This is a genomic window from Actinoplanes couchii (genome assembly GCF_016862075.1).
Taxonomy (GTDB): domain Bacteria; phylum Actinomycetota; class Actinomycetes; order Mycobacteriales; family Micromonosporaceae; genus Actinoplanes; species Actinoplanes couchii.
Map to the genome: position 1 here is coordinate 1 of NZ_BOMG01000073.1, position 25,387 is coordinate 25,387.

The 25,387-nt window shown below is 69.2% G+C and carries 27 protein-coding genes; 15 read left to right on the forward strand and 12 right to left on the reverse strand.

The features are described from left to right. Positions 1 to 103 precede the first annotated feature (103 nt). Both Aco03nite_RS28905 and Aco03nite_RS28910 read right to left on the reverse strand, forming a co-directional pair. Complete coding sequence (locus tag Aco03nite_RS28905) at positions 104 to 748, reverse strand: response regulator transcription factor (protein ID WP_203800158.1); 645 nt, start codon at positions 746 to 748, stop codon at positions 104 to 106. 99 nt (positions 749 to 847) lie between these two features. Continuing rightward, positions 848 to 2,059: a sensor histidine kinase gene (locus tag Aco03nite_RS28910; protein ID WP_203800159.1), complete on the reverse strand. Its 1,212-nt coding sequence runs from the start codon at positions 2,057 to 2,059 to the stop codon at positions 848 to 850. A gap of 132 nt (positions 2,060 to 2,191) precedes the next feature. Here Aco03nite_RS28910 and Aco03nite_RS28915 point away from each other — a divergent pair, with 132 nt between their 5' ends. Beyond that, entirely contained in the window at positions 2,192 to 3,292 is a 1,101-nt protein-coding gene (locus Aco03nite_RS28915; RefSeq protein ID WP_239145516.1) for an alpha/beta fold hydrolase, read from the forward strand. 557 nt (positions 3,293 to 3,849) lie between these two features. After that, the gene (locus Aco03nite_RS28920) at positions 3,850 to 4,194 is read left to right on the forward strand and encodes a hypothetical protein (RefSeq protein WP_239145517.1); all 345 of its coding nucleotides are present in this window, start codon (positions 3,850 to 3,852) and stop codon (positions 4,192 to 4,194) included. Positions 4,195 to 4,563: 369 nt separating this feature from the next. Here the strand turns inward: Aco03nite_RS28920 and Aco03nite_RS28925 are convergent, their stop codons facing one another. Together Aco03nite_RS28925 and Aco03nite_RS28930 are read right to left on the reverse strand one after the other, a co-directional pair. Next, complete coding sequence (locus tag Aco03nite_RS28925; protein WP_203800160.1) at positions 4,564 to 4,806, reverse strand: hypothetical protein; 243 nt, start codon at positions 4,804 to 4,806, stop codon at positions 4,564 to 4,566. A gap of 214 nt (positions 4,807 to 5,020) precedes the next feature. Continuing rightward, positions 5,021 to 5,617 carry a TetR/AcrR family transcriptional regulator gene (locus tag Aco03nite_RS28930; RefSeq protein ID WP_239145518.1) on the reverse strand — a complete coding sequence of 199 codons (597 nt, stop codon included), beginning with the start codon at positions 5,615 to 5,617 and terminating at the stop codon, positions 5,021 to 5,023. A gap of 382 nt (positions 5,618 to 5,999) precedes the next feature. Here Aco03nite_RS28930 and Aco03nite_RS54780 point away from each other — a divergent pair, with 382 nt between their 5' ends. Further along, a complete protein-coding gene (locus Aco03nite_RS54780) occupies positions 6,000 to 7,403 on the forward strand; it encodes a DUF2867 domain-containing protein (protein WP_373872642.1) in 1,404 nt (467 codons plus the stop codon). Here the strand turns inward: Aco03nite_RS54780 and Aco03nite_RS28940 are convergent. Further along, on the reverse strand, positions 7,366 to 9,750 hold the full coding sequence (locus Aco03nite_RS28940; RefSeq protein WP_239145519.1) for a helix-hairpin-helix domain-containing protein: 2,385 nt from the start codon (positions 9,748 to 9,750) through the stop codon (positions 7,366 to 7,368). The genes Aco03nite_RS54780 and Aco03nite_RS28940 overlap by 38 nt on opposite strands. A 40-nt stretch (positions 9,751 to 9,790) precedes the next feature. Between Aco03nite_RS28940 and Aco03nite_RS28950 the strand changes: the two genes are divergently transcribed. After that, positions 9,791 to 10,105, forward strand: a complete 315-nt coding sequence (locus Aco03nite_RS28950; protein WP_203800164.1) for a hypothetical protein — start codon at positions 9,791 to 9,793, stop codon at positions 10,103 to 10,105. 71 nt (positions 10,106 to 10,176) lie between these two features. On the opposite strand, the gene Aco03nite_RS28955 is transcribed toward Aco03nite_RS28950, so the two are convergent. Continuing rightward, positions 10,177 to 10,893, reverse strand: coding sequence for an HAD domain-containing protein (locus Aco03nite_RS28955; RefSeq protein WP_203800167.1), 717 nt, complete (start codon positions 10,891 to 10,893; stop codon positions 10,177 to 10,179). Continuing rightward, positions 10,893 to 11,183: a hypothetical protein gene (locus Aco03nite_RS28960; RefSeq protein WP_203800169.1), complete on the reverse strand. Its 291-nt coding sequence runs from the start codon at positions 11,181 to 11,183 to the stop codon at positions 10,893 to 10,895. The genes Aco03nite_RS28955 and Aco03nite_RS28960 overlap by 1 nt, the downstream gene beginning before the upstream one ends. Before the next feature lie 23 nt (positions 11,184 to 11,206). Between Aco03nite_RS28960 and Aco03nite_RS28965 the strand changes: the two genes are divergently transcribed. Genes Aco03nite_RS28965 through Aco03nite_RS28985 form a run of 5 tightly spaced genes read left to right on the forward strand, consistent with a single transcriptional unit; the run spans position 11,207 to position 15,930 of the window. Continuing rightward, complete coding sequence (locus tag Aco03nite_RS28965) at positions 11,207 to 13,435, forward strand: rhamnogalacturonan lyase (RefSeq protein WP_203800171.1); 2,229 nt, start codon at positions 11,207 to 11,209, stop codon at positions 13,433 to 13,435. Between the two features lie 27 nt (positions 13,436 to 13,462). After that, a complete protein-coding gene (locus Aco03nite_RS28970; RefSeq protein ID WP_203800173.1) occupies positions 13,463 to 13,918 on the forward strand; it encodes a DUF4334 domain-containing protein in 456 nt (151 codons plus the stop codon). Between the two features lie 26 nt (positions 13,919 to 13,944). Next, positions 13,945 to 14,982 (forward strand): NAD(P)-dependent alcohol dehydrogenase, encoded by a 1,038-nt coding sequence (locus tag Aco03nite_RS28975; RefSeq protein ID WP_239145520.1) that lies wholly within the window; start codon positions 13,945 to 13,947, stop codon positions 14,980 to 14,982. Positions 14,983 to 14,993: 11 nt separating this feature from the next. Further along, on the forward strand, positions 14,994 to 15,473 hold the full coding sequence (locus tag Aco03nite_RS28980) for a cupin domain-containing protein (protein WP_203800175.1): 480 nt from the start codon (positions 14,994 to 14,996) through the stop codon (positions 15,471 to 15,473). Beyond that, the gene (locus tag Aco03nite_RS28985) at positions 15,424 to 15,930 is read left to right on the forward strand and encodes an NUDIX domain-containing protein (protein WP_307837659.1); all 507 of its coding nucleotides are present in this window, start codon (positions 15,424 to 15,426) and stop codon (positions 15,928 to 15,930) included. Before Aco03nite_RS28980 ends, Aco03nite_RS28985 begins: the two co-directional genes overlap by 50 nt. On the opposite strand, the gene Aco03nite_RS28990 is transcribed toward Aco03nite_RS28985, so the two are convergent. Together Aco03nite_RS28990 and Aco03nite_RS28995 are read right to left on the reverse strand one after the other, a co-directional pair. Then, positions 15,920 to 16,378, reverse strand: a complete 459-nt coding sequence (locus Aco03nite_RS28990) for a GNAT family N-acetyltransferase (RefSeq protein WP_239145521.1) — start codon at positions 16,376 to 16,378, stop codon at positions 15,920 to 15,922. The genes Aco03nite_RS28985 and Aco03nite_RS28990 overlap by 11 nt on opposite strands. A gap of 249 nt (positions 16,379 to 16,627) precedes the next feature. Then, entirely contained in the window at positions 16,628 to 17,152 is a 525-nt protein-coding gene (locus Aco03nite_RS28995; RefSeq protein ID WP_203800179.1) for a nucleotidyltransferase domain-containing protein, read from the reverse strand. Between the two features lie 118 nt (positions 17,153 to 17,270). Between Aco03nite_RS28995 and Aco03nite_RS29000 the strand changes: the two genes are divergently transcribed. Genes Aco03nite_RS29000 through Aco03nite_RS29010 form a run of 3 tightly spaced genes read left to right on the forward strand, consistent with a single transcriptional unit; the run spans position 17,271 to position 19,316 of the window. Beyond that, on the forward strand, positions 17,271 to 17,738 hold the full coding sequence (locus tag Aco03nite_RS29000) for an SRPBCC family protein (RefSeq protein WP_203800181.1): 468 nt from the start codon (positions 17,271 to 17,273) through the stop codon (positions 17,736 to 17,738). Beyond that, positions 17,735 to 18,076 carry a YciI family protein gene (locus Aco03nite_RS29005; RefSeq protein WP_203800184.1) on the forward strand — a complete coding sequence of 114 codons (342 nt, stop codon included), beginning with the start codon at positions 17,735 to 17,737 and terminating at the stop codon, positions 18,074 to 18,076. The genes Aco03nite_RS29000 and Aco03nite_RS29005 overlap by 4 nt, the downstream gene beginning before the upstream one ends. 13 nt (positions 18,077 to 18,089) lie before the next feature. Next, on the forward strand, positions 18,090 to 19,316 hold the full coding sequence (locus Aco03nite_RS29010; protein ID WP_203800186.1) for an RNA polymerase sigma factor: 1,227 nt from the start codon (positions 18,090 to 18,092) through the stop codon (positions 19,314 to 19,316). Here Aco03nite_RS29010 and Aco03nite_RS29015 read toward each other — a convergent pair. Both Aco03nite_RS29015 and Aco03nite_RS29020 read right to left on the reverse strand, forming a co-directional pair. Further along, positions 19,240 to 19,881 carry a sensor domain-containing protein gene (locus Aco03nite_RS29015; protein WP_203800188.1) on the reverse strand — a complete coding sequence of 214 codons (642 nt, stop codon included), beginning with the start codon at positions 19,879 to 19,881 and terminating at the stop codon, positions 19,240 to 19,242. The two genes, Aco03nite_RS29010 and Aco03nite_RS29015, sit on opposite strands and share 77 nt — an antisense overlap. Positions 19,882 to 19,952: 71 nt before the next feature. Then, positions 19,953 to 20,897 (reverse strand): EamA family transporter, encoded by a 945-nt coding sequence (locus Aco03nite_RS29020; RefSeq protein ID WP_203800190.1) that lies wholly within the window; start codon positions 20,895 to 20,897, stop codon positions 19,953 to 19,955. 70 nt (positions 20,898 to 20,967) lie between these two features. On the opposite strand from Aco03nite_RS29020, the gene Aco03nite_RS29025 reads away from it, so the two are divergent. Genes Aco03nite_RS29025 through Aco03nite_RS29030 form a run of 3 tightly spaced genes read left to right on the forward strand, consistent with a single transcriptional unit; the run spans position 20,968 to position 23,434 of the window. Continuing rightward, the gene (locus tag Aco03nite_RS29025) at positions 20,968 to 21,528 is read left to right on the forward strand and encodes a CGNR zinc finger domain-containing protein (RefSeq protein ID WP_203800192.1); all 561 of its coding nucleotides are present in this window, start codon (positions 20,968 to 20,970) and stop codon (positions 21,526 to 21,528) included. A gap of 33 nt (positions 21,529 to 21,561) precedes the next feature. Then, positions 21,562 to 23,049, forward strand: a complete 1,488-nt coding sequence (locus tag Aco03nite_RS53225; protein WP_239145522.1) for an MFS transporter — start codon at positions 21,562 to 21,564, stop codon at positions 23,047 to 23,049. Next, a complete protein-coding gene (locus Aco03nite_RS29030; RefSeq protein WP_239145537.1) occupies positions 22,973 to 23,434 on the forward strand; it encodes a chloramphenicol phosphotransferase CPT family protein in 462 nt (153 codons plus the stop codon). Before Aco03nite_RS53225 ends, Aco03nite_RS29030 begins: the two co-directional genes overlap by 77 nt. Here the strand turns inward: Aco03nite_RS29030 and Aco03nite_RS29035 are convergent. Further along, entirely contained in the window at positions 23,422 to 25,308 is a 1,887-nt protein-coding gene (locus tag Aco03nite_RS29035; protein WP_203800200.1) for an APC family permease, read from the reverse strand. The two genes, Aco03nite_RS29030 and Aco03nite_RS29035, sit on opposite strands and share 13 nt — an antisense overlap. Positions 25,309 to 25,387: the final 79 nt, after the last annotated feature.

The following is a 25,387-nucleotide window of genomic DNA, read 5'->3' on the forward strand; positions in this document are numbered from 1 at the left end:
GCCCCGCGCCCCGCGCCCCGCGCCCCGCGCCCCGCGCCCCGCGCCCCGCGCCCCGCGCCCCGCGCCCCGCGCCCCGCGCCCCGCGCCCCGCGTGCCAGTGCCGTCAGGTCTGCAGGAAGCGGATTACGGCCAGGACCCGCCGGTGGTCGGCGTCCGACGGCGGCAGGTCGAACTTGGTGAAGATGTTGGTCACGTGCTTCTCCACCGCTCGCTCCGAAACCCGGAGACCGGCAGCGATGGCCGTATTGGACCGCCCCTGCGCCATCAGTCCCATGACCTCCCGCTCCCGCGGAGTGAGTTCGGCAAGCTGCTCCCGGTGCTCACTGCGACCGAACAACTGCGTGACCACATCGGGATCGAGCGCCGTGCCACCCGCCGCGACCCGGTGCAACGCGTCCACGAAGTCATCCAGCTGAACAACACGTTCCTTGAGCAGGTACCCCACCCCCTCGGCCCCGCCGGCCAACAGTTCAGCGATGAAGGCCGTCTCGACGTACTGCGAAAAGATCATCACCCCCGTCCCGGGGAACTCCCGCCGAAGCCGAACCGCAGCTCGCAGCCCTTCATCCGTATGACTGGGCGGAAGCCTGATGTCCACGATCGCAATGTCAGGCGGCTCCGCGGCAACCGCCTTGAACAGGGCCGGAACATCCACCACAGCCGCCGACACCTCATGCCCGCGAATCGCGAGCAGCTGAGCCAGCCCTTCCCGAAGAATCGCCGAATCCTCAGCGATGACGATGCGCATCCCGGTCATTCCCTTTCCATGCCGTCGCCGCTCGGACCCGGCACCGCACTCACCACTTACTCGGACACCTCAGCCGCCGACCCGAAACTTCGCACTCGGCTACACGGGCACCGGACAGGGGATCTCAACTGTGATCGTGGTCGGCCCACCCGCTGGGCTGTCGATCGTCAGCTGCCCGTCGACGACCCGGATCCGCTCCGTCAGGCCGGCCAGTCCTCCACCGGCTCGCTGGAACGCACCGCCACTCCCGTCGTCGTGAACCCGTATCACCAGCACTTCGTCCACCAGATCGACCCGGATCGTAGCCTTGCGTGCACCGCTGTGCCGTCCGGCGTTGGTGAGCAGCTCGCACACCGTGAAGTAGGCGATGCTCTCCAGAGCTGGGGGCGGTCTCCGGGGCAGATTCGTCTCGATCGTGACCGGCACCGCGCTTCCCGCCGCGACCGTGTCCAGCGCCGCCTCCAATCCGTTGTCCAGCACCGGTGGGTGGATCCCCCGAACCAGATCCCGCAGCTCCGCCACCGCGACGGCCAAGGTGTCCTGCGCGGTGTCGATCACAGCGAGAACGTGCTCGGTCGAGGCGCGGGCGGTGATGAGCTCCCTGGCCATGGCCAGGTGCATACCGACGCCGATCATCCGGGCCTGGGCGCCGTCATGAAGATCCCGTTCGAGGCGCCGGAGGGTGATGTCGTTGTCCTTGACCGCACGGTCGCGCGAGTCTCGTAGGTCGTCCATCCGCTGGCTGGTCCTGCTGGGCCCGAGCAGCCCTCGGATCAGCAGCCTCTCCACCGCGAGAACGGCCTGCACCATCCAGGGCCCGAGGAACAGGAGCAGCACCCCGACCAGAAGCACCACGATCCCTTGTGGCTCCAGCGCGTCGGGACGGAACGGCGCGCTGATCAGGCTGATCAACCCGTAGACATAGAAGCCACCTCCCAGAGTCAGGGACAGCACCGCCACCGGCGGCTTGATCAGCGCATATGCGATGACCCGCCAGCCAACGGGATCGCTGAGGACAGCACGTCGCCACCCGAACGCCCCGAGCCCGGATGTTGCCCGGGAGGGCGTCGGAACCTGCTCGCCGAGAAGCCGGGCAGCCAGCGCCCGCCGGTAGCCACCGAGGCCTACGGCAGCCCGCAGAATCGCCGCCAGGAGCCAGGCACCGAGCGGGGTCAGCAGCAGGATCCCACCGGCCAGGCCACCGAGCAGCAGAACCACCGCACTCAGCAGATCGATCGGCAGAACCACGAACAGGTAGGTGAGCCCTCTCCGTGCCCGGGGGCCGAAGATCGTGGCCAATGTCGTCTTCATCCCGCACAGCTTCCCTCGCTGAAGGGCTGGGCACGATGGTGCCAGCACGCCGACGAGGGTACGGATAACCGAACCATCATCAGCGTGCCAGCCCGACTGTGCCCGGAGCCGTCCGCGGCCAGGCTCAATGGCATGCCCAATCGATTCCCCTCCTCGTGGCGAAGCCTGATGGCGACCACCCTGGCCGGTCTGAGCATCGTCGGTGGTTCCGCTCTCGGCCCGTCCCTCCCGACGCTGCCGGGCACCGCCGCGCTGGCGCTGTTCGGCCCGGCCCAGTCGGCGCGAGCGATGGTCGCGCCCGGCATCCACGACTGGCTGGCCGACACCGCCTCTCCGCCGGATCCACGCTCCGCCACGGTTCAGGAGGTGGCCGACTTCTTCACCCACGTCTCCGCGATCGACAGCACCCGCCTCGCCCACCGATTCCCCGAGATCGTCGGCAATCTCGACGGCGCTCCCACCACCTTGCGATACACCGCCAACCGATCCCGCCGCCCTCAGCTCGCGGGCCGGCAGATCCTCGCGTTCGACGACCGGGGTGACGGTCGCATCGTCGAGACGATGGGCGATCTCGACAACGCCGACCGGGTGATCGTGCTGGTGCCGGGTGTCAGCACCGGACTGGCCAACTTCGACACCGGGCTCGGCGGCATCCAGCGACGGGCCCTCGCCTGGCAGGCGAGGCAACTGTTCGAGCAGGCCCGGACCGTCGATCGGACTGCACGGGTCGCGGTGGTGGCGTGGCTGGGCTACAACCCGCCCGAGGGCATGGGCCAGGAGGTCGTCAGGGAGGATCGGGCTGTTTCCGGCGCCGCCGATCTCGTCCGTTTCGTCGATGCTCTGGTTCTCGGGCATGCCGAGCGGTCGGTCGTCGTGGTCGGTCACAGCTACGGCTCCACCGTCGCTGGGTTGGCCGCGGCGCACCTGAGCGGCCAGGTCACGGATGTGGTCGCGCTCGGCAGTCCCGGCATGGGAGTCGACGGGATCGCCGGGTTGCACACTGCCGCCCGGGTGTGGGCCTGCGCCTCGCCCGACGACTGGATCCGCCGCGTTCCCGGCGTGCGAGTGCTCGGCCTCGGGCACGGCCGCCTGCCCTTCGACCCTGACTTCGGCGCACTGCCCCTGCCGTGTAACGACGTCGAGGGCCATGACGGCTACTTCGTTCCCGGTACCTCGTCACTACGGGCACTGGCGGCGATCGCGACCAACAGTGAGGAGACGGATCCCCGATGATCATGGATGCCTTCGAACTCCTCGCCCGATGGGGCCGCCACCGCCCCACGACCGGATGGCACCGGGATTCCTTCCCAACGGCCGGCCTCCGAGTCCCGCCCGCGCACACAAGCGACACCACCCGCACCCGCACCCGCACCGGTGCCGGTGCCGGTGCCGGTGCCGGTGCCGGTGCCGGTGCCGGAGGCGGAGGCGGAGGCGGAGGCAGTAGCGGTGGCGGAGGCGGCAATAGCGGCGGCGGCAATAGCGGCGGCGGCAATAGCGGCGGCGGCAATAGCGGTGGCGGCGATTCCAGCGAAGGCCAATCTTGCTTCCTGGGCCGACGCGCATTCCCAAAGCTGAATTCGGAGTCCCCACCACACACCGATCCACCCAGCTTCGGAACACGGGAGACACGCGAGATGAGCGGGCCGGCGCTGGCACCGATCCCGCAACGGACGGATTCGAACGTCGAGCGGGAAGCGTGGCACGGCAGGTCGTTGGCCGAGCCGGACGACGCCGATCCAGCACTTGCACGTCGACCGGATGGGACAGCGCGTGGGCTCTACTGTGGCGCCGTGAATGATGATCTGCAGCGACCTTCGCCCATGCGAGGGCTATGGGCTCTGACCATCGGTGGTCTGGTTCTGGCTGGGCTACTCGTGGCGCTGGATCCTGTGATGACGGTGGAGGACTGCCCAAACTACGGCGGAAATGGAAACGCCAGCATCTTTGAGAACGAGGCTTGGGACCTGTATCTGCCAGCGCTTCTTCTCTTGTGGATGGCGTCGACGGTGGTGGAGCCGTTCGTCCCGCACACACGCCGAGGCCGTGGAGACACCACGGCTCGAGCGTTGATATCGGTCAGCCTCTCCGTTGTCGGTTCCTGCTTCATCGGCGGGCTGTTGCTTACCTGCCACTGACCCCGGAAAACCGCATGACGCCGTCCAGGCACAGGTCATAGCGGAAGAAGCCGAAGCGGTGGGAGCCCGCAAGCGGAGCCCAAACAGCAGAGACCGGAGCGGCGAAATACTAATAGAAAGCGCCCGGAACAGCGGAAACCGGAGCTTGGAGGCCCGGCCGCGGAGATCGGGGGTGTTGGGAGGCGGAGTGTTGAGGAGGTGATCAGGCCGTGTCAACCACTGCGGTGGAAAGGCAATCAGGCCACGTCGACCACTGCAGTGGAAAAGACCAAGCCGCGTCAACCGCTGCGGTGGATGGGCAGCCAGGCCGCGTCAACAAGGTGGTGGGAGACCAACCAAGCTGCGTCAACTACTGCGGTGGGGAGGTGATCAGGCGGCGTTGACGACTGCGGCTGCCAGGATGATGCCTAGTACGGCACCGCCGACGCCTGCTGCGGCTGCGTACCAGCCGAGAGGACGGTCGCCCAGGAAGCCGGCTACCAGGCCCAGGATCAGGGCGATCAAGCCGAACAGTACGGGGATGAAGAGGACGGCGATTACGGCGCAGACGAAAGCGATGATGGTGCAGACTCGGGCGGCGGAGTTGGGGCGGCCGCCTGTGGGGTGGGACATGTCGGTACCTCCCGGGTTCCGAGGTGCTGGCACCGTCTGTCTACCCAGGACTCAACTGCGCCACTCCTATCCCCTTCAAGACTGCGTGTCGCGCTCTTCCGGTCCCCTTCAGGACTATGGGTCGCGCTCTTCCGGTCCCCTTCAGGACTATGGGTCGCGCTCTTCCGGCCAGGGCTTTTGACTGGTCACGCCTGCCCGATCGGGGCTTGGTGCGTTATGGGGCGGTGAGGATTTCGACTAGTCGATCTACGTATGCTCGGCGGTGGGTTGCGTCGGTGGGGACTGTTTGTGGTGCGGCGTGTGTCAGCTGGGCGTGGCCCAAGTAGGCGCTCACCGCGAACAGGGCTCGGTGGTGGGCCTCGGTGCTGTTCAGGCCCAGGGCTTCGAACAGACCTGCGGTGTAGGCGATTCGGCGCTCCGTTACCCGGGCCAGCACGGGGGCCACGTGTGGGTGGTCGGCCGTGGCCAGCATGCCCAGCTCGATCGAGTCGGCGCGGGGCCTGGCCGTGTTCTCGATGACGGTGCCGATCAGGAGACGGATCCTCGCCAGCGGATCGGGTTCCGCTTCCACCAAGGCGATCACCCCGTCCGTGAGGTGAGTTTCCCAGCGCTGCAGTGCCGCTTCGATCAGCGCGTCACGGTTGGCGAAATGCCAGTAGAAGCTGCCCTTGGTGGCTCCGAGACCAGCCGCCAGCGGCTCGACCGCCACGGCCGCGAGACCGCCTCGGGCGATCGCCTCCAGTGCGGCTTTGGTCCAATCGTCGGCCGTGAGGCGGGGCGCAGATTGTTTCGCGGCTGGGCGTGGGCTCATTTCCATACGCTACAGTACGGAAAACTATACGCCACCGTATGGAACGGAGGAGAGCATGGTGGAAAGCGTTCACGAACGTGTCCTTCCGGTGCCCGCTGACGAGGTGGGGCGGCTGCTGGACCGGCTGGCCTCTCCCAGCGACCCGCTGTGGCCCGTTCCCCAGTGGCCTCCGCTGCGGTTCGACCGTCCGCTGCAGGTCGGCGCCGATGGTGGGCACGGTCCGATCCGGTACCACGTCACCGAGTACCGGCCCGGTCGTCTGCTCGAATGCACGTTTCATCCCCGCATCGGGATCACCGGCACCCACACTCTCGAGGTGGTGCCGACCGGGGCTTCGTCGTGCGTGTTGCGGCACCGGCTGATCGGGCGTGCGCACGGTCGCATGCGGTTGCTCTGGCCTCTGGTCATCGGTTCCGCGCACGATGCGGTTCTCGGGCAGCTTCTGGATAATGCTGAGCGGGCCGTCACCGGTGGTGTCGCCCGGCCGGTGCGGTACGGGTTCGCGGCCCGTGTGGCGTCGTCGCTGGCCCGGGTCCGAGGCAGGGGCCAAGGCCGGTTGCGGAACCTGGTGCGGTTGCGGAACCCGGTGCGGTTGCGGAACCCTGTGCGGTTGCGGAACCTGGTGCGGTTGCGGAACCCGGTGCGGTTGCGGAACCCGGTGCGGTTGCGGAACCCGGTGCGGTTGCGGGGCCGGGTGCGGGTGCGAAGCGGGCCGGTGCCCGCCGGAGCCGTCCTGCTGCACGAGGCTCTGCCCCGTCCCGATCTGGCCGACGCCTACTCGGTTCGGGTTCCGCCTGGGTCGAGTCTTGATCCGCAGACTTGGGCCGACGCCGTCTTCCGGAATCCACCGGCGGCGGTGAAGGCCATGTTGCGCCTTCGGAACGTCGTGGTGGTTCCGTTCGGGATCGAACCCGGCGACCGATCGGCATTCGACACCGTCGCCCGCAGCGGGAACGAGGTTCTTCTCGGCACCGACGCCGGCCATCTCGATTTTCGGGCCAGCGTCCTGATAACCGGCACCGCGACGACCAGCACCGCAGCTTCCGATGCCGCAACTTCCGATGTCCCGGTCTCCGATGTCCCGGCAAAGGCCGCCCACGCCTACGACACCACATTGGACAGCGCCACGACAAGACGCCAGGCAAAGGGAGGACCCGCTGAGGGAGGACCGACGCGGGAAGAACCGACGCACGAAGAGCTGACGAGGGAAGGGCCGACGCGGAGAGAACCAGCGAACGGATGTCCGACGAGCAAAGGACCAGCGAACGCTGGGCCACCAAACACGAGGCCACCAAACACGGGGCCGGCGAACGCGGGACCGACAAGCCGAGAGCCAACGAGCGGAGGGTCGGCAGACGCGGAGCCTTCAAACGCGGGACTGGCGGACGCGGGACTGGCGGACACGGGACTGGCGGACACGGGACTGGCGGACACGGGACTGGCGGACACGGGACTGGCGGACACGGGACTGGCGGACGCGGGACCGATGAGCGGGGAACCAGCAAACGGAAGGTCGACGGACCGAAAGCCGACGAGCGGAGAACCAACGAGCGGCGGATCGATGAGCGGCGGGGCGGCGGACGGGAACAGCGGTGAGGAAAGCGGGCGTGAAAAAGGCCGGGCAGGATTCGTGGTGACTCTTTCGACCCACGCCACTGTTCGGTCCGGCGTGGGTCGTGTCTATCTGGGGCTGGTCAAAGTGGCGCACCCGGTGATTGTCAAAGCCATGCTTCGCCGGGCCGTTCGGGTCAGGCCAGCATCCGGGCGAACTCCTCTGGGGCGATGACCGGAATTCCCAGCTGGGCTGCCTTCTTGGCCTTGGCCGTTGTCGTCTCGGCGGTCACCAGGGCTGTCGTCTTCGCGGATACGCTGCTGGAAGCTGAGCCGCCCAGGGCCTCGATTCGTTCGCTGACCGTGGTTCGGGTGTAGCCGGGGACCGAGCCGGACACCACGTATGTCTGGCCGGCCAGCGGCTTGGCTCCCCCGTCATCCAGGACCTCCATGGTCAAACCTGCCGCGTTCAGGCGGTCGATCACGTCACCCATCGCCAGTAGGCCGTCCACCACGTGCTGGGCCTTGATCGTGCCCATCTTGTCGATCTCCGCGATCTCCTCGACGGTGGCCGCTCTCAGGGCCGGCATCGACTTGAAGCGGGCCGCCAGCCAGCGGCCGACGCTGCGGCCGGTCATCCGGATGCCCAAGCCGGTCACCACCCGGTTGAACGGCTGCTGCTTGCTGGCCTGCAGACCGGCGATGATCCGGTCGGCGTTGGAACGGCCCAGCATCACCGTGCCGCCGGCCGTCGTCCTGCCGACGGGGAGTTCGGCGATCGTGTCGGCGGTCAGGTCGTAGAGGTCGGCTACCGTCCGGGCCAGGCCCGCCTCGATGATCGCGTCGCAGAACGAGTCACCGGCGCCGTCCACGTCCAAGGCCTCGCGGCTGCACCAGTACGCGAGCGCGTTCGCCGCCGCACACGATGCGGTGTGGCAGCGCCAGAGCAGGCTCGACTTGTCCCACGGATCGCCGCACTGCGGGCACACCTCGGGCGCCACCCACGGGGTCAGACCGTGCGGCTGGTCGCCGATCGGCGCGGTGACCCGCGGGATGACGTCGCCGGCCCGCCACACCGCTACGGTCTGGCCGATGGCGAGGCCCTGCTCGGCGACCCACTGCGGGTTGTGCAGGGTGGCCTTGGTGACGGTGGTGCCGCTGACGTGGACCGGGTCGATGATCGCCCGCAGGCTGATCCGGCCGGTCCGGCCGACCCGCACCTCGATGTCGCGCAGCACCGTGGAGGCGGTGTCGGGTGGATATTTGAAGGCTACGGCCCAATACGGGGTACGGCTGGCGAGGCCCAGTCGCCGCCGGGTGGACTCGGCGTCCGCCTTGATCACCGCGCCGTCGATCGGGAAGTCCAGGGTCGCGCGGCGAGCACCGATCAACTCGATCGCGGCGATCACCTCCGCAGCGGTGGTGCACTCCCCCGCCGCCTCCGGCACGAGACGGCACGCAGCAGGAAAGCCCAACTCCTCAGCACGGGCCATGCGACCGAGGTGGCTGGTCATGCGACCAAGGTGGCTGGTCACGCGTCCGGGTTCGCCGGACACGCGGCTGACGCCGCCGTGACCAAGGCTGACGTCGCCATGAGAATGGCTGAGGTCACCGTGATCAAGGCTGGTACCAACGTGACCAAGGCTGATGTCGCCTGTCACGCGATCGACATCATCGGCCGCATCGCCGAGATCCCCGGACGCTCGACCGACATCGCCGGTCTCACCATCGAGATTGCCGGTCACGCGGTCGACATCGCTGGTCACACTGCCGAGATCCCCGGTCACACGGTCGAGATCGGCAGAGGAATCGTCGAGATCGGCAGGAGAATCGTTGCGGGCGGCAAGGGAGTCGTTGCGGGCGGCAGGGGAATCGTCGAGGGCGGCTTCGGTGATTTCGTAGGTTGCGAACGTCATCGGTGCCTCGTAGGCGCGGTCGATGCTTCTGATCGCACCGGCCACCGCGCCTCGGGAGTTCACGAACGCCTTGCCTCCGGCCTCGACCCGGTTGGCGCTGGCCGCCTCGAAGTCGGCGACGGTCATGTAGACCTCGCCTCGCACCTCCCCGCTCCACGGGGTGGCCAGTTGGGCGGGTAGACCGGCGACACCTCGGCGGACCTGGGCGGTCACATCCTCGCCCGTCGCGCCGTCGCCGCGGAGGGCGGCCAAGGTCAGGGTGCCGTCGAGATATTCGGCGCGGATGGCGAGGCCGTCGAGCTTCACCTCCACCAGGCAGCCGTCGCCGGTCAGGGTGGCGACGAACGCCTCTACCTCCTCCGTTGTCTTGATCTTGTCGAGGGAGAGCATCGCGGTGGGGTGCCGCACGTCGCCACCGGCAGAAGCCCCCGCGGCCACTGCGGTGGTGACGCCCTGATCGTCCCACTCCGGGTGCTCGGTGATCGCCGCCGCGATCCGGTCGGCGAGCGCGTCGTAGTCGGCGTCGGTCATCATCGCGTCGCCGGTGTCGTAGTACGCCCTGGCCGCCAGCCGTGCCGTCTCGACCGCTTCCTCGAATTCCGTGCGATCCCCGAACCCAGATCCCGAACCCGGCACCGCGGCAGCAGAAGAGCCCGCGGCGGACATAGCCGCAGCAAGCGAGTCCGCGGAAGACGAGGTGGTGGCGGTGGAACCGGCGGAAGACGCATCAGCGATGAAAGTGCCTACCGAAGGCACAGCGCTGGCAGAGGGGCCAGCGGAGGAGCCCGTGGAAGGCGAAGCGGCAGCCGAAGAGGCCCCGGAAGGCGAAGCGGCGGCGGGAGAGTCCGCGGAAGGCGAAGCGGCGGCGGGAGAGTCCGCGGAAGGCGAAGCGGCGGCCGAAGAGTCTCCGGAAGGCGAAGCGGCGGCGGGAGAACCGGCCGAAAGCGCAGCGGCGGCTGGAGAGGTGGCGGGTGGAGCGGGTGAAACAGGTAAGTCGGCGGGAGGAGCCGGGAAGGAATGAGGGTCAGGGTCGGCAGAAGAAGGGGAGGAAGACGACGAGGAAGGGGAAGAACGAGTGACCATGCCCGAAGGTTACGGGTGGGGTCTGACAGAAAAATCGAGAAAGCTCCGGATCCGCCGGACGTGAGCGGGCCGAAGACCGAGACCGGCATCAGGGTTGATCAACAAAGCCTGGCCAGGCGGCACCTCGGCGCGATGATGATCGACCTCGACGTCATCGGTCCAGATCAAGCGCCGACCGGAAGCGATCACTTGCCGCGCGGCCGCCCACTTCCGCTCGCAGACATCGGAGCCCGGCCCGGAGCTCGACTCGAAGCTCGACCTGGAACCTGGCCCAGAGCCCGGCCCGGAGCACGTTTCGGTGGCCAGCTCAAAGCCCGGACCGGAGGCCTGCTCAAAGCCAGGACCAGAGGCCGACTCGGAGCCTGGACCAGAGGCCGACTCGGAGCCTGGACCAGAGGCCGACTCGGAGCCTGGGCCGGAGGTCGGGTCGGAGCCTGGGCCGGAGGTCGGGTCGGTGAAGGCGCGGGGTAGCGGCGGTAGGCCGAACGCCTCCTCCAGCAGGTCGGCCTCATGGCACCAGGTGGAACACCAGGTCACCTCGGCACGGCCGGATTCGTGCAGGTCGCGGATCGCGTCGATCAGGCGGGGCTCGTAACGGATCCGGTAGTCGTACTCGTCGATGGTGGAGTAGACCTGGGCGACCCGGGGCGCGACACCCCACCCGGCGTCGAACGCGTTGATCACCCCGTCGACGTCGAGCAGCCAGACCGGTGGCAGGCGCTCCATCAGACCTCCAGCAGATCACGGGCAGCCGCCGGAACAAAGTTGAACTCTTTCAAGATGACCTTGCGGGATCGAGGGGCATCTCCACCCCCGACGACGCAACCGACGACGCAACCAGTGACGTGAAACGATCCATCAGCAACCTGCCGGAAACCGTTGACGACTTCGTCACATCGATGCAGACTCCCTTGGAAAGCGCTTTCCCCCAGCAAAGACCCAACCAAAGACCCAACCGAAAACCCGGCAAAGACAAAGAACAAGCGCAAGAGCCTTTCCCGCAGCGGTACGCCCACCGAGCCACTGAAGAGGAACGAGCATGCCCACCCGTACCAGCAAATGGTTGAGAACCTGGACCACCGCGATCGTCCTGGTCGCCGCCCTCCCCCTGCCCGCCGCGGCGTCCGCGCCGCACGGGCCCCGACTGGAGAAGCTCGACCGCGGCCTGGTCGCCGCCCCCACCAGCGAAGGCGTCTTCCTGAGCTGGCGTCTGCTCGGCAGTGAGGCGACCGGCCATTCGCCGACCGGCCTGACCGGGGTGAACTTCGACGTCTTCCGCGACGGCCGGAGGATCGCAACGGTCAAGGACAGCACGAACTACCTGGACAAGGCGGGTAGCGGCACGGCGAAGTACCGGGTCGTGCCCACCGGAAGAGGCCCGTCCGGCACCGCGACGGCGTGGAGGAACGGCTACTACGAGCTGCCGTTGCAGAAACCGGCCGACGGCGTGACCCCGGCCGGTGAGGTCTACACGTATTCGGCGAACGACATGAGCGTCGGCGACGTGGACGGCGATGGCTCGTACGAGTACGTGGTGAAGTGGGATCCGTCGAACGCGAAGGACGTGTCCCAGATCGGCTGGACCGGCCCGGTCTACGTCGACACCTACCGCGCCGACGGCAAACTGTTGCACCGCATCGACCTGGGTGTGAACATCCGGGCCGGAGCGCATTACACCCAGTTCCTGGTGTACGACTTCGACGGCGACGGCCGCTCCGAGATGATGATGAAGACCGCCCCCGGTACCAGGACGATCCGGGACGGGAGGTCGAAGTACATCACCACGCCGGGCCACCAGCCGAGCGAGGACTACCGGCTCAGTGCCGCCGGTTACTACCAGCACGTCGTGGACATGTTCCTGGGCTGGCACCAGCATCCGGAGGTGGTGGCCGGGAAGTGGCCGGCGACCTTGGAGGAGGCGTTCGGGATCGCGCCTCAGTACCGGTATCCGCTGAACCGGGCGGATGCCGAAGCGCTCACCGACTACTTCATGGACGTGTACGCCCCGGCCCGCAGCACCCGTAACAACCTGCGCGCGTTCGAGGGTTTCATCGTCGACGGCCCCGAGTACCTGACCGTTTTCGACGGTGCCACCGGACGTGAGCTGCAGACGATCGACTACCAGCCGGGTCGGCACGACGACGGCCTGATGTGGGGCGACTACGCGATGGCGCGGATCGAGCCGGGCAACCGGGTCGACCGCTTCCTGTCCGGGGTGGCCTACCTGAACGGGAAGAACCCGTCGGCGGTGTTCGCCCGTGGCTACTACACCCGCACGACGCTTGTCGCCTACCGCTGGAACGGCCGCAAGCTGGTGCGGGACTGGTTCGTGGACTCGGGCTGGACGCCGATGAGCAACCCGTTCAACGACTCCCCGCACGGTGTCGACGGCACGTCCCCGAAGTACGGCAAGCTCACCACGCAGGGCTTCCACTCGCTCAGCGTCGCGGACGTGGACGGCGACCGGAAGCAGGAGATCATCTACGGGTCGGCGACCATCGACGACGACGGCGACGTGCTCTACTCGTCGTTCGCGCAGATGCCGGAGGGCAGCGCTACGCCCGGGATCCAGGCCCGGCTCGGGCACGGTGATGCCATGCACGTGACCGATATCGATCCGGACCGCCCCGGGTTGGAGATCTTCACCGTGCACGAGGGCGGGACCTATGCGCCGTACGGGATGGCGATGCGCGACGCCCGTACCGGCGAGGTGTTGTTCGGCACCTACTCCGGTCGCGACACCGGCCGGGGGATGATCGGGGACGTGCTTCCCGGCACCCGGGGCATCGAGTCGTGGGCGAGCATGCCCGGCGGTTCCGAGGCGCTCGGCCTGCACAGTGCCAAGGGCGAGATCCTGACGAGCACCATTCCCGGTACGAATCAGAGTATCCGCTGGTCGGCCGACCTCACCACGCAGATCCTCAACGGGGCGCAGGACGTGACACCGACCATCGACGACTGGACCCGGGGCACGCTGCTGACCGCCGAGGGCACCCGCACCAACAACGGCACCAAGGGCACGGCCGGCCTGGTCGCGGACGTCTTCGGGGACTGGCGGGAGGAGCTGCTGGTACGCACCGTGGACAGCTCGGCGATCCGGATCCATCTGAGCACCGAGGTGACGAACCACAAGCTCTACACGCTGATGCACGACCCGCAGTACCGCGTCGAGGTGGCGCGTCAGCAGACCACCTACAACCAGCCGTCCTACCCGGGCTTCTACCTGGCGTCGGACACCGACTGGTCTCGCGTGCCGCTCCCCCGCTGACCCGGGAATATATTTTATATTGTTGCCATGAACAGATTGACGGAGATCCGTGGCGACGGCGGCCGGGCGACCATCGACGAGATGGACCGCATCTGGGACTCGCTGCCCGCCGTGCGGCCCGAGGAGATCCTCGGGTCGTGGCGCGGCAGCGAGTTCGTCACCGGCCACCGCTTCGAGGGCTACCTGCCGAAGATCCGCTGGTACGGCAAACGCTTCACCTCGCTGACCGACGTGGCCCCGCTGGTCTGCCGCTCGTCGTCCGGGGAGCTGTTCGACGATGTGGAGAAGGCCAAAGGCGGGGCTGCGCTGTACGCCGTCGAATTCCGTGGTCAGACCACGGCGACCATGGTGTACGACGGACAGCCGGTCCTCGACCACTTCAAGCGGGCCGACCAGGACACTCTGCTCGGGGTGATGAACGGCAAGGGCGTCCTGGACGACGGCCGCCACTACTACTTCTACTTCCTCCTCGAACGCGAGTGACCGGGATGCGGACGCCAGCGACCGGAATGCGGACGCCAGTGACCGTGATGCGCACCCGGGCCGCGCTCGTCGAGACCACCGGCGGGCCGTTCGTCGTCCGGGACGTGGAGCTGGACGAGCCACGCGCCGACGAGGTGCTGGTCCGGATCACCGCGGCCGGCATCTGCCACACCGATCTGATCATGCGCGGCCGCTGGCCGGCGGCGGCGTTGCCGATGGTCTTCGGCCACGAGGGCACCGGCGTCGTGGAAGCGGTCGGGTCGGCAGTCTTATCGGTGTCGGCCGGTGACACGGTGGCGCTGAGCTACCGCAGTTGCCGCGAATGCACCGAGTGCCGGGCCGGGCATCCGGCGTACTGCCTGCTCAGCGATCTGAACATGCGCGGCCGGCCGGCGTTCCGGCTGCCGGACGGCTCACCCGTGCACGGCGGTTTCTTCGGGCAGTCCAGTTTTGCCGGTCACGTGACGGCGCATCAGAGCTGCGTCGTCCCGATTCCGGCCGGCCTGGACCCGGTTCTTGCCGCGCCACTGGGCTGCAGCGTGCAGACCGGGGCCGGGACCGTGGTCGACGTGCTGCGCCCCGCCCCCGGCGATGTCGTCGCCGTCTTCGGCACCGGCAGTGTCGGGCTCAGCGCGGTGATGGCCGCCGTCGCCCTCGGCTGCACGGTGATCCCGGTCGATCCCAACCCGGCACGCCGGGACCTGGCCCTCGAACTGGGCGCGGCCGACATCGCCCCGGACCGGTTCAGCCACGCGATCGACACCACCGGCCGTCCGGAAGTGATCACCCGGGCCATCGGCGGGCTGCAACGCCGGGGCACCCTGGCCCTCGTCGGCATCGGCGGGAAGGCCGAGATCGACGTCATGACCGTGATGACGAACGGCATCCGGATCCGCGGCGTCATCGAGGGCGACGCCGATCCCGGCACCTTCCTGCCCCGGCTCATCGACATGAATCTGCCGGTACAGAAACTGGTCACCGCGTACCCGTTCGAGGAGATCGAGACCGCGGCCCGGGACGCCGCGGCGGGAAAGGTGGTCAAACCGGTGCTGACTTTCCGGTAGACATAGGACCCATGACGTATCCACCGCCGCAGTACTTCGGGGAGTCCGGCGAGAAGAGCGCCCTCTACCGTCCCGCGAACACCGAACCCGAGCTCGTCAACCCGAACGGGACCAAGGTCCACTACCTCGCCACCGGGGCGTCGACCGGCGGGTTGTTCGGGCTCTACCGGTGGGAGTGTGGTCCGGGCGTGACCGGACCGGACCCCCATTTCCACCGTACGATCAGCGAATCGTTCTACATCCTGTCCGGCGTCATGAGCATCCACAACGGAACCGAATGGATCGACGCCGAACCGCACGACTGGGTGCACGTCCCGATCGGCGGGGTGCACGGGTTCAAGAACCGGTCCGGCGAACCCTCCTCGATGCTGCTGCACTTCTCGCCCGGAGCCGACCGGGAAGGATATTTCGAAGGACTGTCCGGCCTGGGAGAGATGACCGATGAGCAGCGTGCCGCCTTCTTCCTCGAACACGACAACCACTGGGTCTGACTACGTCGCCGCGCTGCCCCGGAAACGGATGGGGGCCGGGGTGCTGTTCACCGGCGCGGACGGGCGGGTGCTGCTGGTCGAACCGACCTACAAGTCGAGTTGGGAGGTGCCGGGCGGGGCGGTCGAGGCGGACGAGTCGCCCCGTGCCGCGGCCCGGCGGGAGGTCCTCGAGGAACTCGGCCTCGCCGTCGAGGTGGGGCGGCTGTTGGTCACCGACTGGGTGCCGCCGCGCGAGGGACGTACCGACGGATTGATGTTGATCTTCGATGGGGGTGTGCTGTCCTCCACCGACCGGATCACGCTGCCCGCCGACGAGTTGCGGTCCTGGGCCTGGTGCACCCCGGCCGAGGCCGCGCAACGGCTGATCCCGCTGCTGGCCCGGCGTGTCGCGGCCGCGGTGCGGGCCCGCGCCGACGGGGCCTCGTACTACCTGGAGGACGGGCACGTCACGGGGTGACCAGGCGTTTGCGCATCTGCTGGGTGGTCACCCGGTAGCCGGACGAGTCGTAGAGGGCGATCGCGGTGGTGTTCGCGCCGAACACGTTCAACTCGATCGCCTCCGCGCCCCGCCCGGCGGCGACGGTCTCGGCCGCGGCCAGCAGTGCCCGGCCGAGACCACGCCCGCGAAACGCCGCGAACACCTCGATGTCGTAGAGGAACGCACAATTGGGTACGCCCCGCGGGTGCGCGAGGCCGACCCAGAGCCGCCCGATCGGCTCGTCGCCGGCCGTCCCCATCAGCAGCAGCATGCCCGGAGTCCCGGCCCCTTGTGGCAGCGCCGCCGCATTCCGCGCCAGGCCGGCGGCGTAGCCCTCCGCAAAGCTCCCGTTCCCAGCCGTGACGTGCGCCTCCGCAACCCGCCTGGCGATGTCGCCCCGCCAGACCTCGAACTCGCCCCCGCTCATACCCCGAACCGCAACCCCACCCATCCCCCGATTGTGCGCCCCGGCTCCTGCCTGTCCTCATCGATCAGGCCATGGGTTTCCTGCACGTCACCGGCGACCCGGTCGGCTAGACGACCGCACCACCCACCTCCGCGGGATGACAGGGACTCCGGCGTGCGCGACAGCATGATGGAACGCTTCAGCGCTCTCGGTGAGACGTTCACCCACGACGACGTCGTCGAGATGAACCGCGCCGCCCACCGCTGAACCTCACGTGGGCCGAACGTCCAGGGCTGCCTCGAGCCGGGTGATGTCCTCGGCGTCCTTGGGGCGTCTCGGGGTTCCGGGGGCCCACACCGGCATCATGCGCTTGATCTCGATCTGGGCCTGAGGGCTGATGATCGGGCAGGTCAGGAGTCCGATTCGGCCGGGTGGGGCGGTCAGCATGCCGTCCGGCCACGGGGCTCCCGTCCAGGGGCCGCCTGCCACGGTCACCGTGCCCTGTTCGGTTCTTGTCATCAGGGCGAAACTCAGGTCCAGGACTTCGGCCCCGTCCGGTCGTACAAAATCCAGTTGTTGATCGTGGGGTGGTTCGGGGAGCAACGTGTAGCCGCGGCTCGTCAGCGCCGCTGTTATCCGGGCCGCGTCGGTGGACCAGGCGAACCAATCGACGTCCCGGTGCGGGCGGGTCACCCGGCCCAGGTAGAAGTCCATCGCCCAGCCGCCTCGCAGCCACACCTCGATGTCCAGGGCGGTCACCTCCGCGATCGCCCTCAACTGTGCCCCGGCATCCATGCCGCCCCCTTCACCCGTCGGACACCGGATCATCCGGGTCGGAAAAGTTCGGCGCTTCGGTAGTGGAGGCGGTTCGCCGTTCGTCAGGTGGGTGGACGTACCGGCGGAAGGAATGGGAATGGATCTGGTGACGGGTGCGGGAGTTACGGTCGAACTGGTGGTGCCGATGCCCCGGGAACGGATGTGGGAGTTGGTCACCGCCGTCGAACGGATCGGTGAATGGAGTCCGGAAGCCATCGGCGCCGACTGGTGTGACGGCGTGCGGGAACCTGCTGTCGGCGCCCGGTTCGCCGGGCGGAGCCGGTTTCCCGACGGGTTCGAAGGGGGCGGCACCTGTGTGGTCACCGATGTGCGTGACCGGGAGGTCTTCGCCTGGGACGTGCTCGACGACGACGGGCTCGCCGGGTCCTCGTGGCGCTACGAACTCGCCGACGGGAACGAATCCGGGACCACCGTCGTGCGGCAGCGGTTCCGGCACGGGCCCGGGATCACCGGGGCCCGGCTCGCCGGTGGGTTCGGCGGGCGGATCGTGGCGTTGTGCAGCAACATGGTCGCCACGATCACCGCGATGGAGGGGGCGCGATGAAATACCTGATGCTGGTCTGTGTCGATCCGGAGTTCACACCGGGGGCCGACGACGGGGCTCCGGACGTGGACGACTGGGCCGGGGAGATGGACGGCCGGGGCATCCGGCTGATGGGAGACCGGACCCGGCCGGCGAGCGCGGCCACCACCGTGCGGGTCCGGAACCGGGAGGTGCTGGTCACCGACGGGCCCTACATCGAGACCAAGGACGTGATCGCCGGTTTCGACGTGCTCGACTGCGACGACCTGGACCAGGCCATCGAGGTCGCCGCCCGGCACCCGATGGCGTGGAACGGGGTGATCGAACTGCGCCCGGTCTGGCCGTGGAATGAAGAATGAGCCCGGCCCTGGGATGAACAATGAGATCGCCGCGATCTACGCCGACGGGTGGGGGCGCCTCGTCGCCACCATGATCCGGTTCACCGGCGGGGACTGGGGTCTGGCCGAGGAGTCCGCCCAGGACGCCTTCGCCCAGGCGCTGCGGACCTGGCCCTCGGCCGGGCTGCCGGACCAGCCGCTCGCCTGGCTGACCACCACGGCACGGCGCCGGGCGATCGACGTCGCCCGGCGGGCCGCCGTGGAACGCGACAGATTACCGCAGGTGGCGGCGTTGCCGGTCGGGACCGACGACGCGGAGATCCCGGACGACCGGCTGGAACTCGTCTTCACCTGCTGCCACCCGGGGCTGAGTCACGAGGCGCAGGTGGCGCTCACCCTGCGGTGTGTGGCGGGGCTCAGCACGGCGGAGATCGCGCGCGCCTTCCTCGTCAGCGAGAAGACGATGGGGCAGCGGATCTTCCGGGCCAAACAGCGGATCCGGCACGCGGGCATCCCGTTCCGGGTGCCGCCGCCACATCTGCTGCCGGAACGGCTGTCGGCCGTGCTGCACGTGCTCTACCTGCTCTTCAACGAGGGTTACAGCGGCGACCCGCGGCTGTGCCGGGAGGCCGTGCGGCTCGGGCGGGTGCTGGTGGCGCTGATGCCCGACGAGCCGGAGGCGATGGGCGCGCTCGCGCTGATGCTGCTGCAGGACGCCCGGCGGCCGGCCCGGCAGGACGGTGCCGGGGACCTCGTGGTGCTCGCTGATCAGGACCGGTCGCGGTGGGAACCGGACCAGATCGCCGAAGGGGCGGACCTCTGCGAGCGGGCGCTGCGCCGGGGGCGGGCCGGTCCGTTCCAGCTGCAGGCGGCCATCGCGGCCTGCCACGCGACCGCGCCGGACCTGGCCGGCACCGACTGGGCACAGATCGCCGGACTTTACGGTGAGCTGCGCAAGGTCGCCCCGGGCCCGGTCGTGGAACTGAACCGGGCGGTCGCGGTGAGCATGACCGCTGCCGGGCCGGCCGCGGCGCTCCGGCTCGTCGACGCCATCGAAGGGCTGCACGATTACCACCTCTTCCACGCCACCCGCGCCGACCTGCTGCTGCGGACCGGCCAGGACCCGGCGGAGGCTCTCGACGACGCGATCCGGCTGGCCCCGACCGAGGCCGAGCGGCGGCTGCTCATCGGGCGGCGAGCAGCCGCTCGGCGAACCGGGCCTCGAACCGGGCCGCCCAGCCGGCCACCGGCGGCAGGGTGAGAGCGAACACCACCGCCACGGCGGCGTGGAACGCGACCATCGTCGGGTAGCCGTCGCCGAGACCGATCAGCTCCGGCAGCTCGATGCCCTCCTCCGGCAGGGCCCAGCCCCACAGCGCCCAGCTCAGGCCGCCGAGGATCGCCGCCCACCAGGTGGCGACCACGACGAACGCGACGGTGCTCGGGATCCAGCGGAACGTCGCGTGCGCCAGGTCGCGCCAGGTCTGCCCGTCGCGCAGGACGGCGAGCAGCTTGCCGGGGAGGGAGGCGGACCCCGCCGGACGATAGACGGGGTGGCGGACCTCGCGGCCGAGGACCACCGCGATCCTCTCGCGCTCGGCGGCGGCGAAGCCACGGGCCTGCATCAATGCGAACGTCATCAGGGGCAGCCCGATCCAGAGCACCGCCAGGCCGGCCCCGACCGCCAGCGCGGTGACCGGCACCAGCAGCGCGGCGACGGCCATCGGCAGTCCGGTGAGGACATAGCGGGAGTCGACGGCGACCCGGGGCACGAAACGGGCCACCGGGGCGGGCGTGAGAACCGGATCGAGCTGCGTCGTCGTCATGCCCAGAACGCTAGTGAACCGAACGCCGTCTGCCGATGACGCCAGCCCACCCTTGCGGGGTAGGGCTAGCCCTACCCCACCCGCTCCAGATCCTCGTCGGGCGAGGTCACGGCGGCCGGGTCGTCCGGGGGTGGGATCACGGCTATGCCCACCAGGATCAGGGCTCCGCCGGCCATCTGCAGGGGGGACAGAGCCTCGCCGACCACGATCCAGGCCAGGACGGAGGCGAAGACGACCTCCAGCAGGCCGACGAAGGAGGCCAGGCGGGAGCCGAGCCGGCCGGAGGCGAAGATGCCGGTGGCGTACGCGACGGCGGTGCCGAAGAACGCGACCACCGTCAGCGGCACCCACCACGGGACCGGCGAACCGAGCAGGGCCACCTCGCCGAACGTCATGCTGATCGGGACGAGGCCGAGCAGACCGGCCAGGGCCAGGGTCGCGCTGCCCAGGAGCAGACCGAACCCGGCCAGGGCGACAGGCGGCAGACCGTCGGACGGGCGGGCGGCGACCACGAAGTAGACGGCGCAGCCGATCGCGGCGGCGAACGCCAGCAGCAGGCCGGCCGGGTCGACGGCGCTGAGCGCGCCCGGCCCGATGACCAGCACCAGGCCGCCGATGGCGAGGACCGAACCGATCAGGACGGCGGGGCGTGGCAGCCGCCGGGTGCTGACCGCCACCCAGATCACCAGCAGGAGCGGCGCCTGGTACTCCACCAGGAGCGCGGTGGACACTGGGATCCGGCTGAGCGCGGCGAAGTAGGTGAGCTGGGTGAACGCGACCGCGATGACGCCCATCCCGGCGATCCGCCAGCGGCCCCGCCAGACCGCTCCCCAGCGGCCGCGCAATGAGATGATCACGAGTGGTAGCAGCAGGACACCGGCGGCGAGAGCCCGTGCGGTGACGGCGGCGGCCGGGGACCAACCGGCTTCGAGAAGCGGTTTGATGAACGCGCCCGACGTCGCGAACGTCGCGGCGGAGGTCACGGCGGCGGCCAGACCGGTGTACAGCGGCTTCATACCGAACTCCCGTCAGGGGCTAAAGTTGGTACACCCCTGACGCTAAGCTCTCCTCGGATAAGGAGTCAACTTGCTTTTTGCCCCTGACACCAAGGAAGCGCTGGAATTCGTCGTGGCGCTCGCGAACACGGCCACCGGCGCCTCCCGCACCGGCGACGACGAACTGGTCACGGTGGCGGAGCTGGCCGAGCTGCTGGCCGGGTACCCTTACTCCGGCCGCATCGACCACGACGCCGCCGAGCTGGCCGCCGTCCGGGAGACCCGCGATCAGCTGCGCGCGCTCTGGGTCCTGGAGCGGGACGAGGCGGTCACCGTGGTCAACGGGATGCTGCGGGAGGCGCGGGCGCTGCCCTTCCTGGCCCGGCACGACGGCCTGGACTGGCACCTGCACGCCACCGAGCCGGACGCCCCGCTGGCCGAGCGGATCCGGGTCGAGGCGGCCCTGGCGGTGATCGACGTGATCCGGATGGACGAGACGCGCCGCCTGCGGGTGTGTGCGGCCGACCACTGCGTGGGCCTCTTCCTCGATCTGTCCCGCAACGGGTCGAAACGGTTCTGCACGGTGCGCTGCGGCAACCGGGTGAACATGGTGGCGTACCGGGAACGCGCTCGTAGTGGTAAGGACCACTGACCGGCACAGACCCATACTCGATAGGGTCGGTGGGTGCCCCGCCGGAACACCGTAGCCCTGGCCGTCTGTCTCGCCGCCGCCTTCACCACCCTGCTCGACCAGGCCAGTCTCAACACCGCCATCCCGGCGCTGCGCAGCGAGCTGGGCGCCTCCCCGGCCACCCTTCAGTGGATCATCGCGGGGTACTCGCTGACGTTCGGGCTGGCGATGGTCCCGGCCGGGCGGCTCGGCGACGCGCACGGCCGCAAGTGGCTCTTCGTCGGCGGGGTCGCGCTGTTCACCTCGGCCAGCATCGTGGGCGGCACCGCGAACGAGGCCTGGGTGGTGGCGGTGGCCCGGCTGGTCCAGGGCGCCGGGGCCGGGATCGTCAACCCGCAGGTGTACGGGATCTTCCAGGACCTGTTCACCGGGCGGGAACGGGCGCGGGCACTGGGCGCCTACGCCACCGTCGGCGGGATCACGGCGGTGCTCGGGCCGCTGGCCGGCGGGGCCGTGCTCGGTACGGTCGGCGCCGATCTCGGCTGGCGGATCGTACTGCTGCTGAATGTGCCCTTCGGTCTTCTGACCGTGCCGCTGGCGATCAAGTACCTGCCGTCGTCGGGACCGGTCCGCAAGCGCACCGCACTGGACCTCCCCGGTCTCGCCCTGCTGGCGACCGTGACGCTGGGCCTGCTGCTGCCGTTCGTGCTGCCCCGCGCACAGTTGGCGCTGGCGCTCGCGGTGGCGGCGTTCGGGGTGCTGCTCTGGTGGGAGCGCCGGTACGCCCGGTCCGGCCGCACCCCGGTGCTGATGCCGGAGCTGCTGCGCTCACGCGGGTTCAGTCTGGGCACGCTGTCGGCGATGTTCCAGTTCGGGGCGACCCTGTCGGCGAACCTGGTGCTGATCCTCTACCTGCAGGACGGCCTCGGCTGGACCCCGCTGCAGGCGGCGCTGCCGATGGTCCCGGGCGCCCTCGGGTTCGCGATCGCGTCGTCGCTGAGCTGGCGGCTGCTGGCCCGGTACGGGCGGGCCGGAGTGGTCGGCGCGCTGCTCGGTTCGGTGCTGGCGACCGGCGCGACCCTGCTGGTGGTGCTGACCGTGCCGGAGTCCCGGCTGGTGCTCGCGCTGGGCCTCACCCAGCTGCTGTCCGGTGCCGCCAACGGTCTGATGCTGTCGCCGAACCAGGCGCTGACACTGGCACACGCGCCCGCCGGGGCGGCCGGGCTGGCCGGGGCGTTCCTCCAGGTGGCGCAGCGGATCTCGGCGACCCTGTCGACCGCGGCGGTCACCGGGATCATGGTCGCCAGCTCCGGGGTGACCGCCGGGCTGACCCTGTGCGTGGCGATGATGGCCGCGTCGGCGGCGTGTTCCGCGCTGGATCTGCGCGGCCGGTACGGTGACGCCGGTGAGAGTGATCGTGGTCAACGGCGGGTCCAGCTCGGGGAAGTCCGGGATCATCAGGTGTCTGCAGGCGATCCTGCCGGATCCGTGGCTGGCGCTGGGGACGGACACCATGGTGGCGGCGCTCCCGGCGACCGGTGACCTGATCACTTTCGGTCCGCGGGGCGAGGTGATCGTCAGCGCCGAGTTCCGTGCGCTGGAGGCGGCCTGGATCACCGGGGTCGCCGCGATGGCCCGGGCCGGGGCGCGGATCATCGTGGACGAGGTGTTCGTCGGGCAGGCCGCCTCACAACAGCGCTGGGCGGAGGCCCTGGGTGATCTGCCGGTGCTGTGGGTCGGGGTCCGGTGTGACGCCGCGGTGGCGGCGGGCCGGGAGACCGCGCGCGGTGATCGCACGCCCGGGATGGCGGCGAGCCAGGCCGAGATGGTTCACCAGGGGGTGCGCTACGACATCGAGGTCGACTCCACGCGTACCGAAGCAATCGATGTTGCTCGGTTGATCGTCGAAGTCCTTCAGCCGACGTGAACGTGTGGCCGGCGACGACGGTCCGGCTCGGCCTGGCGGATCATCTCGCGGGTCACCGGTGCCACCTCGCCCTGGCCCAGGATCAGATAGCGGGCGAAGTTGGTGACCGGGTTGCCCTCGGTCCACTCGAAGTAGATGTGCGGCCGCCGGTGCGTCTCCTGCTGGATCCACAACAGCAGTGAGGCGAGCGCGCTCGGCACCGACGAAGCCTCCACGCGCAGCACCCGGTACCTGTGGTGCAGCAGTTCACCGCGGACCCGCAACTCGGTCTCGAAATCGGACGCGTCGTCCACGAACACCTCGACGAACAGCACGTCCCGCTGATCGGCCATGTCGTTGTCGGCGATGATCTGGCCCAGCTTCTGCGAGTACTCGCGGGTGTCGCGCTCCTCCGGCTCGTTGGCGATCAGCCGGATCGGGCGGTTGCCGGCCTCCTCCAGGAACGCGCGGGCCCGCTCGTCGGCGTCCACACCGGTCACCCGCAGCTCGAACGCGCGGAAGATCCGGGACAGCAGCGACACCGCCAGGATCGCCAGGATGAAACAGGCGGCGATCTTCACCCCGTCCGGGCGCTCGATCACGTTGTCGATCGTCGTGTAGGTGAAGACCACCGCGATCACGCCGAAACCCCAGGTCCGGGCCCGCTGCCGGGTGCGGTGGGCGGAGAGGGTCACGGCCACCGCGGCCGAGGTGATCAACACCAGGACGCCGGTCGCGTACGCCCCACCCTGGGCGTCCACATCCGCGTCGAAGATCCAGGTGATCAGGAAGGCCGTCGCGGTGAAGACCAGCACCAGCGGCCGGACGGCGCGCGCCCAGGACGGGGCCATGCCGAACTTGGGCAGGTACCGCGGCACCAGGTTGAGCAGCCCGGCCATCGCCGACGCCCCGGCGAACCAGAGGATCGCGATCGTGGCGATGTCGTAGATGCTGCCGAAGACGGTGCCCAGGTTCTGATGGGCCAGGTACGCCAGCGCCCGGCCGTTGGCCTCTCCGCCGGCCTTGAACTCGTCCGCCGGGATCAGCACGGTCGTCGCCACACTGCTGGTGATCAGGAAGACGCTCATGATCACGGCGGCGGTGGTGAGCAGGCGTTTGGCGCCCCGTACCCGCGCCTGGAGATCGCCTTTGATGTGTGGCATGACCGCCACGCCGGTCTCGAAACCGGACAGGCCCAGCGCCAGCTTCGGGAACGTCAGCAACGCGATCCCGACCATCGCGAGGGGGCTGCCGTGCGAGGTGGTCAGCGCGGTGCCCCAGTCGGTGACCACCGTCGGATGGGTGAAGACCTGCCACAGCGCGTCACCGAGCACCACCACGTTCAGGCTCAGGTAGACGCCGACCAGCACCACCGCGATCCCGATCGCCTCGGTGAACCCCTTCAGGAACACCACCCCCAGCGCCGTGATCAACAGCAGCGTGACCAGCACCTCCTGCCCGTGCCAGGTGTCCGGCCAGAACGGGTTCTCGTCGATGTGGGCGGTCGCGTCCGCCGCCGACAGGGTGATCGTGATGATGAAGTCGGTGGCCGCGAACCCGAGCAGCACCAGGACGAAGAGTTTCCCCTTCCAGAACGGCAGCAACTTGGTGAGCATCGCGATCGAACCCTCACCGTGCGGGCTGTCGGCGGCCACCCTGCGGTAGACGGACAGCGCCCCCAGCAGCGTCACCAGCACCAGGACCAGCGTGGCCAGCGGCGACAGGACACCGGCGGCGAGAGCGGCGATGCCCGGCTGGTAGCCGAGCGTGGAGAAGTAGTCGACGCCGGTCAGGCACATGACCTTCCACCAGGAATGCGCCTTCTCCCCGGCGGGCTGAGCCTTGTCGGCCTTCTCATCAAGCCCGTCAAGGAGCCAGGAACGAAGCGCGGTCACACCAGAGATCGTGGCACCGAAACCCCGTGACCTGCCGGTACGGCGGCGTTAATAAAACGTCTTAATCACGTGTACCGCT

Bases quoted from the DNA above. Each gene is read 5' to 3' on its own strand.
- Aco03nite_RS28905 (WP_203800158.1), bottom strand. From the start codon at position 748: ATGCGCATCGTCATCGCTGAGGATTCGGCGATTCTTCGGGAAGGGCTG.
- Aco03nite_RS28910 (WP_203800159.1), bottom strand. From the start codon at position 2,059: ATGAAGACGACATTGGCCACGATCTTCGGCCCCCGGGCACGGAGAGGG.
- Aco03nite_RS28915 (WP_239145516.1), top strand. From the start codon at position 2,192: ATGCCCAATCGATTCCCCTCCTCGTGGCGAAGCCTGATGGCGACCACC.
- Aco03nite_RS28925 (WP_203800160.1), bottom strand. From the start codon at position 4,806: ATGTCCCACCCCACAGGCGGCCGCCCCAACTCCGCCGCCCGAGTCTGC.
- Aco03nite_RS28930 (WP_239145518.1), bottom strand. From the start codon at position 5,617: ATGAGCCCACGCCCAGCCGCGAAACAATCTGCGCCCCGCCTCACGGCC.
- Aco03nite_RS54780 (WP_373872642.1), top strand. From the start codon at position 6,000: ATGCGGTTGCTCTGGCCTCTGGTCATCGGTTCCGCGCACGATGCGGTT.
- Aco03nite_RS28940 (WP_239145519.1), bottom strand. From the start codon at position 9,750: ATGTCCGCCGCGGGCTCTTCTGCTGCCGCGGTGCCGGGTTCGGGATCT.
- Aco03nite_RS28955 (WP_203800167.1), bottom strand. From the start codon at position 10,893: ATGGAGCGCCTGCCACCGGTCTGGCTGCTCGACGTCGACGGGGTGATC.
- Aco03nite_RS28965 (WP_203800171.1), top strand. From the start codon at position 11,207: ATGCCCACCCGTACCAGCAAATGGTTGAGAACCTGGACCACCGCGATC.
- Aco03nite_RS28970 (WP_203800173.1), top strand. From the start codon at position 13,463: ATGAACAGATTGACGGAGATCCGTGGCGACGGCGGCCGGGCGACCATC.
- Aco03nite_RS28975 (WP_239145520.1), top strand. From the start codon at position 13,945: ATGCGGACGCCAGTGACCGTGATGCGCACCCGGGCCGCGCTCGTCGAG.
- Aco03nite_RS28980 (WP_203800175.1), top strand. From the start codon at position 14,994: ATGACGTATCCACCGCCGCAGTACTTCGGGGAGTCCGGCGAGAAGAGC.
- Aco03nite_RS28985 (WP_307837659.1), top strand. From the start codon at position 15,424: ATGAGCAGCGTGCCGCCTTCTTCCTCGAACACGACAACCACTGGGTCT.
- Aco03nite_RS28990 (WP_239145521.1), bottom strand. From the start codon at position 16,378: ATGAGCGGGGGCGAGTTCGAGGTCTGGCGGGGCGACATCGCCAGGCGG.
- Aco03nite_RS28995 (WP_203800179.1), bottom strand. From the start codon at position 17,152: ATGGATGCCGGGGCACAGTTGAGGGCGATCGCGGAGGTGACCGCCCTG.
- Aco03nite_RS29000 (WP_203800181.1), top strand. From the start codon at position 17,271: ATGGATCTGGTGACGGGTGCGGGAGTTACGGTCGAACTGGTGGTGCCG.
- Aco03nite_RS29005 (WP_203800184.1), top strand. From the start codon at position 17,735: ATGAAATACCTGATGCTGGTCTGTGTCGATCCGGAGTTCACACCGGGG.
- Aco03nite_RS29010 (WP_203800186.1), top strand. From the start codon at position 18,090: ATGAACAATGAGATCGCCGCGATCTACGCCGACGGGTGGGGGCGCCTC.
- Aco03nite_RS29015 (WP_203800188.1), bottom strand. From the start codon at position 19,881: ATGACGACGACGCAGCTCGATCCGGTTCTCACGCCCGCCCCGGTGGCC.
- Aco03nite_RS29020 (WP_203800190.1), bottom strand. From the start codon at position 20,897: ATGAAGCCGCTGTACACCGGTCTGGCCGCCGCCGTGACCTCCGCCGCG.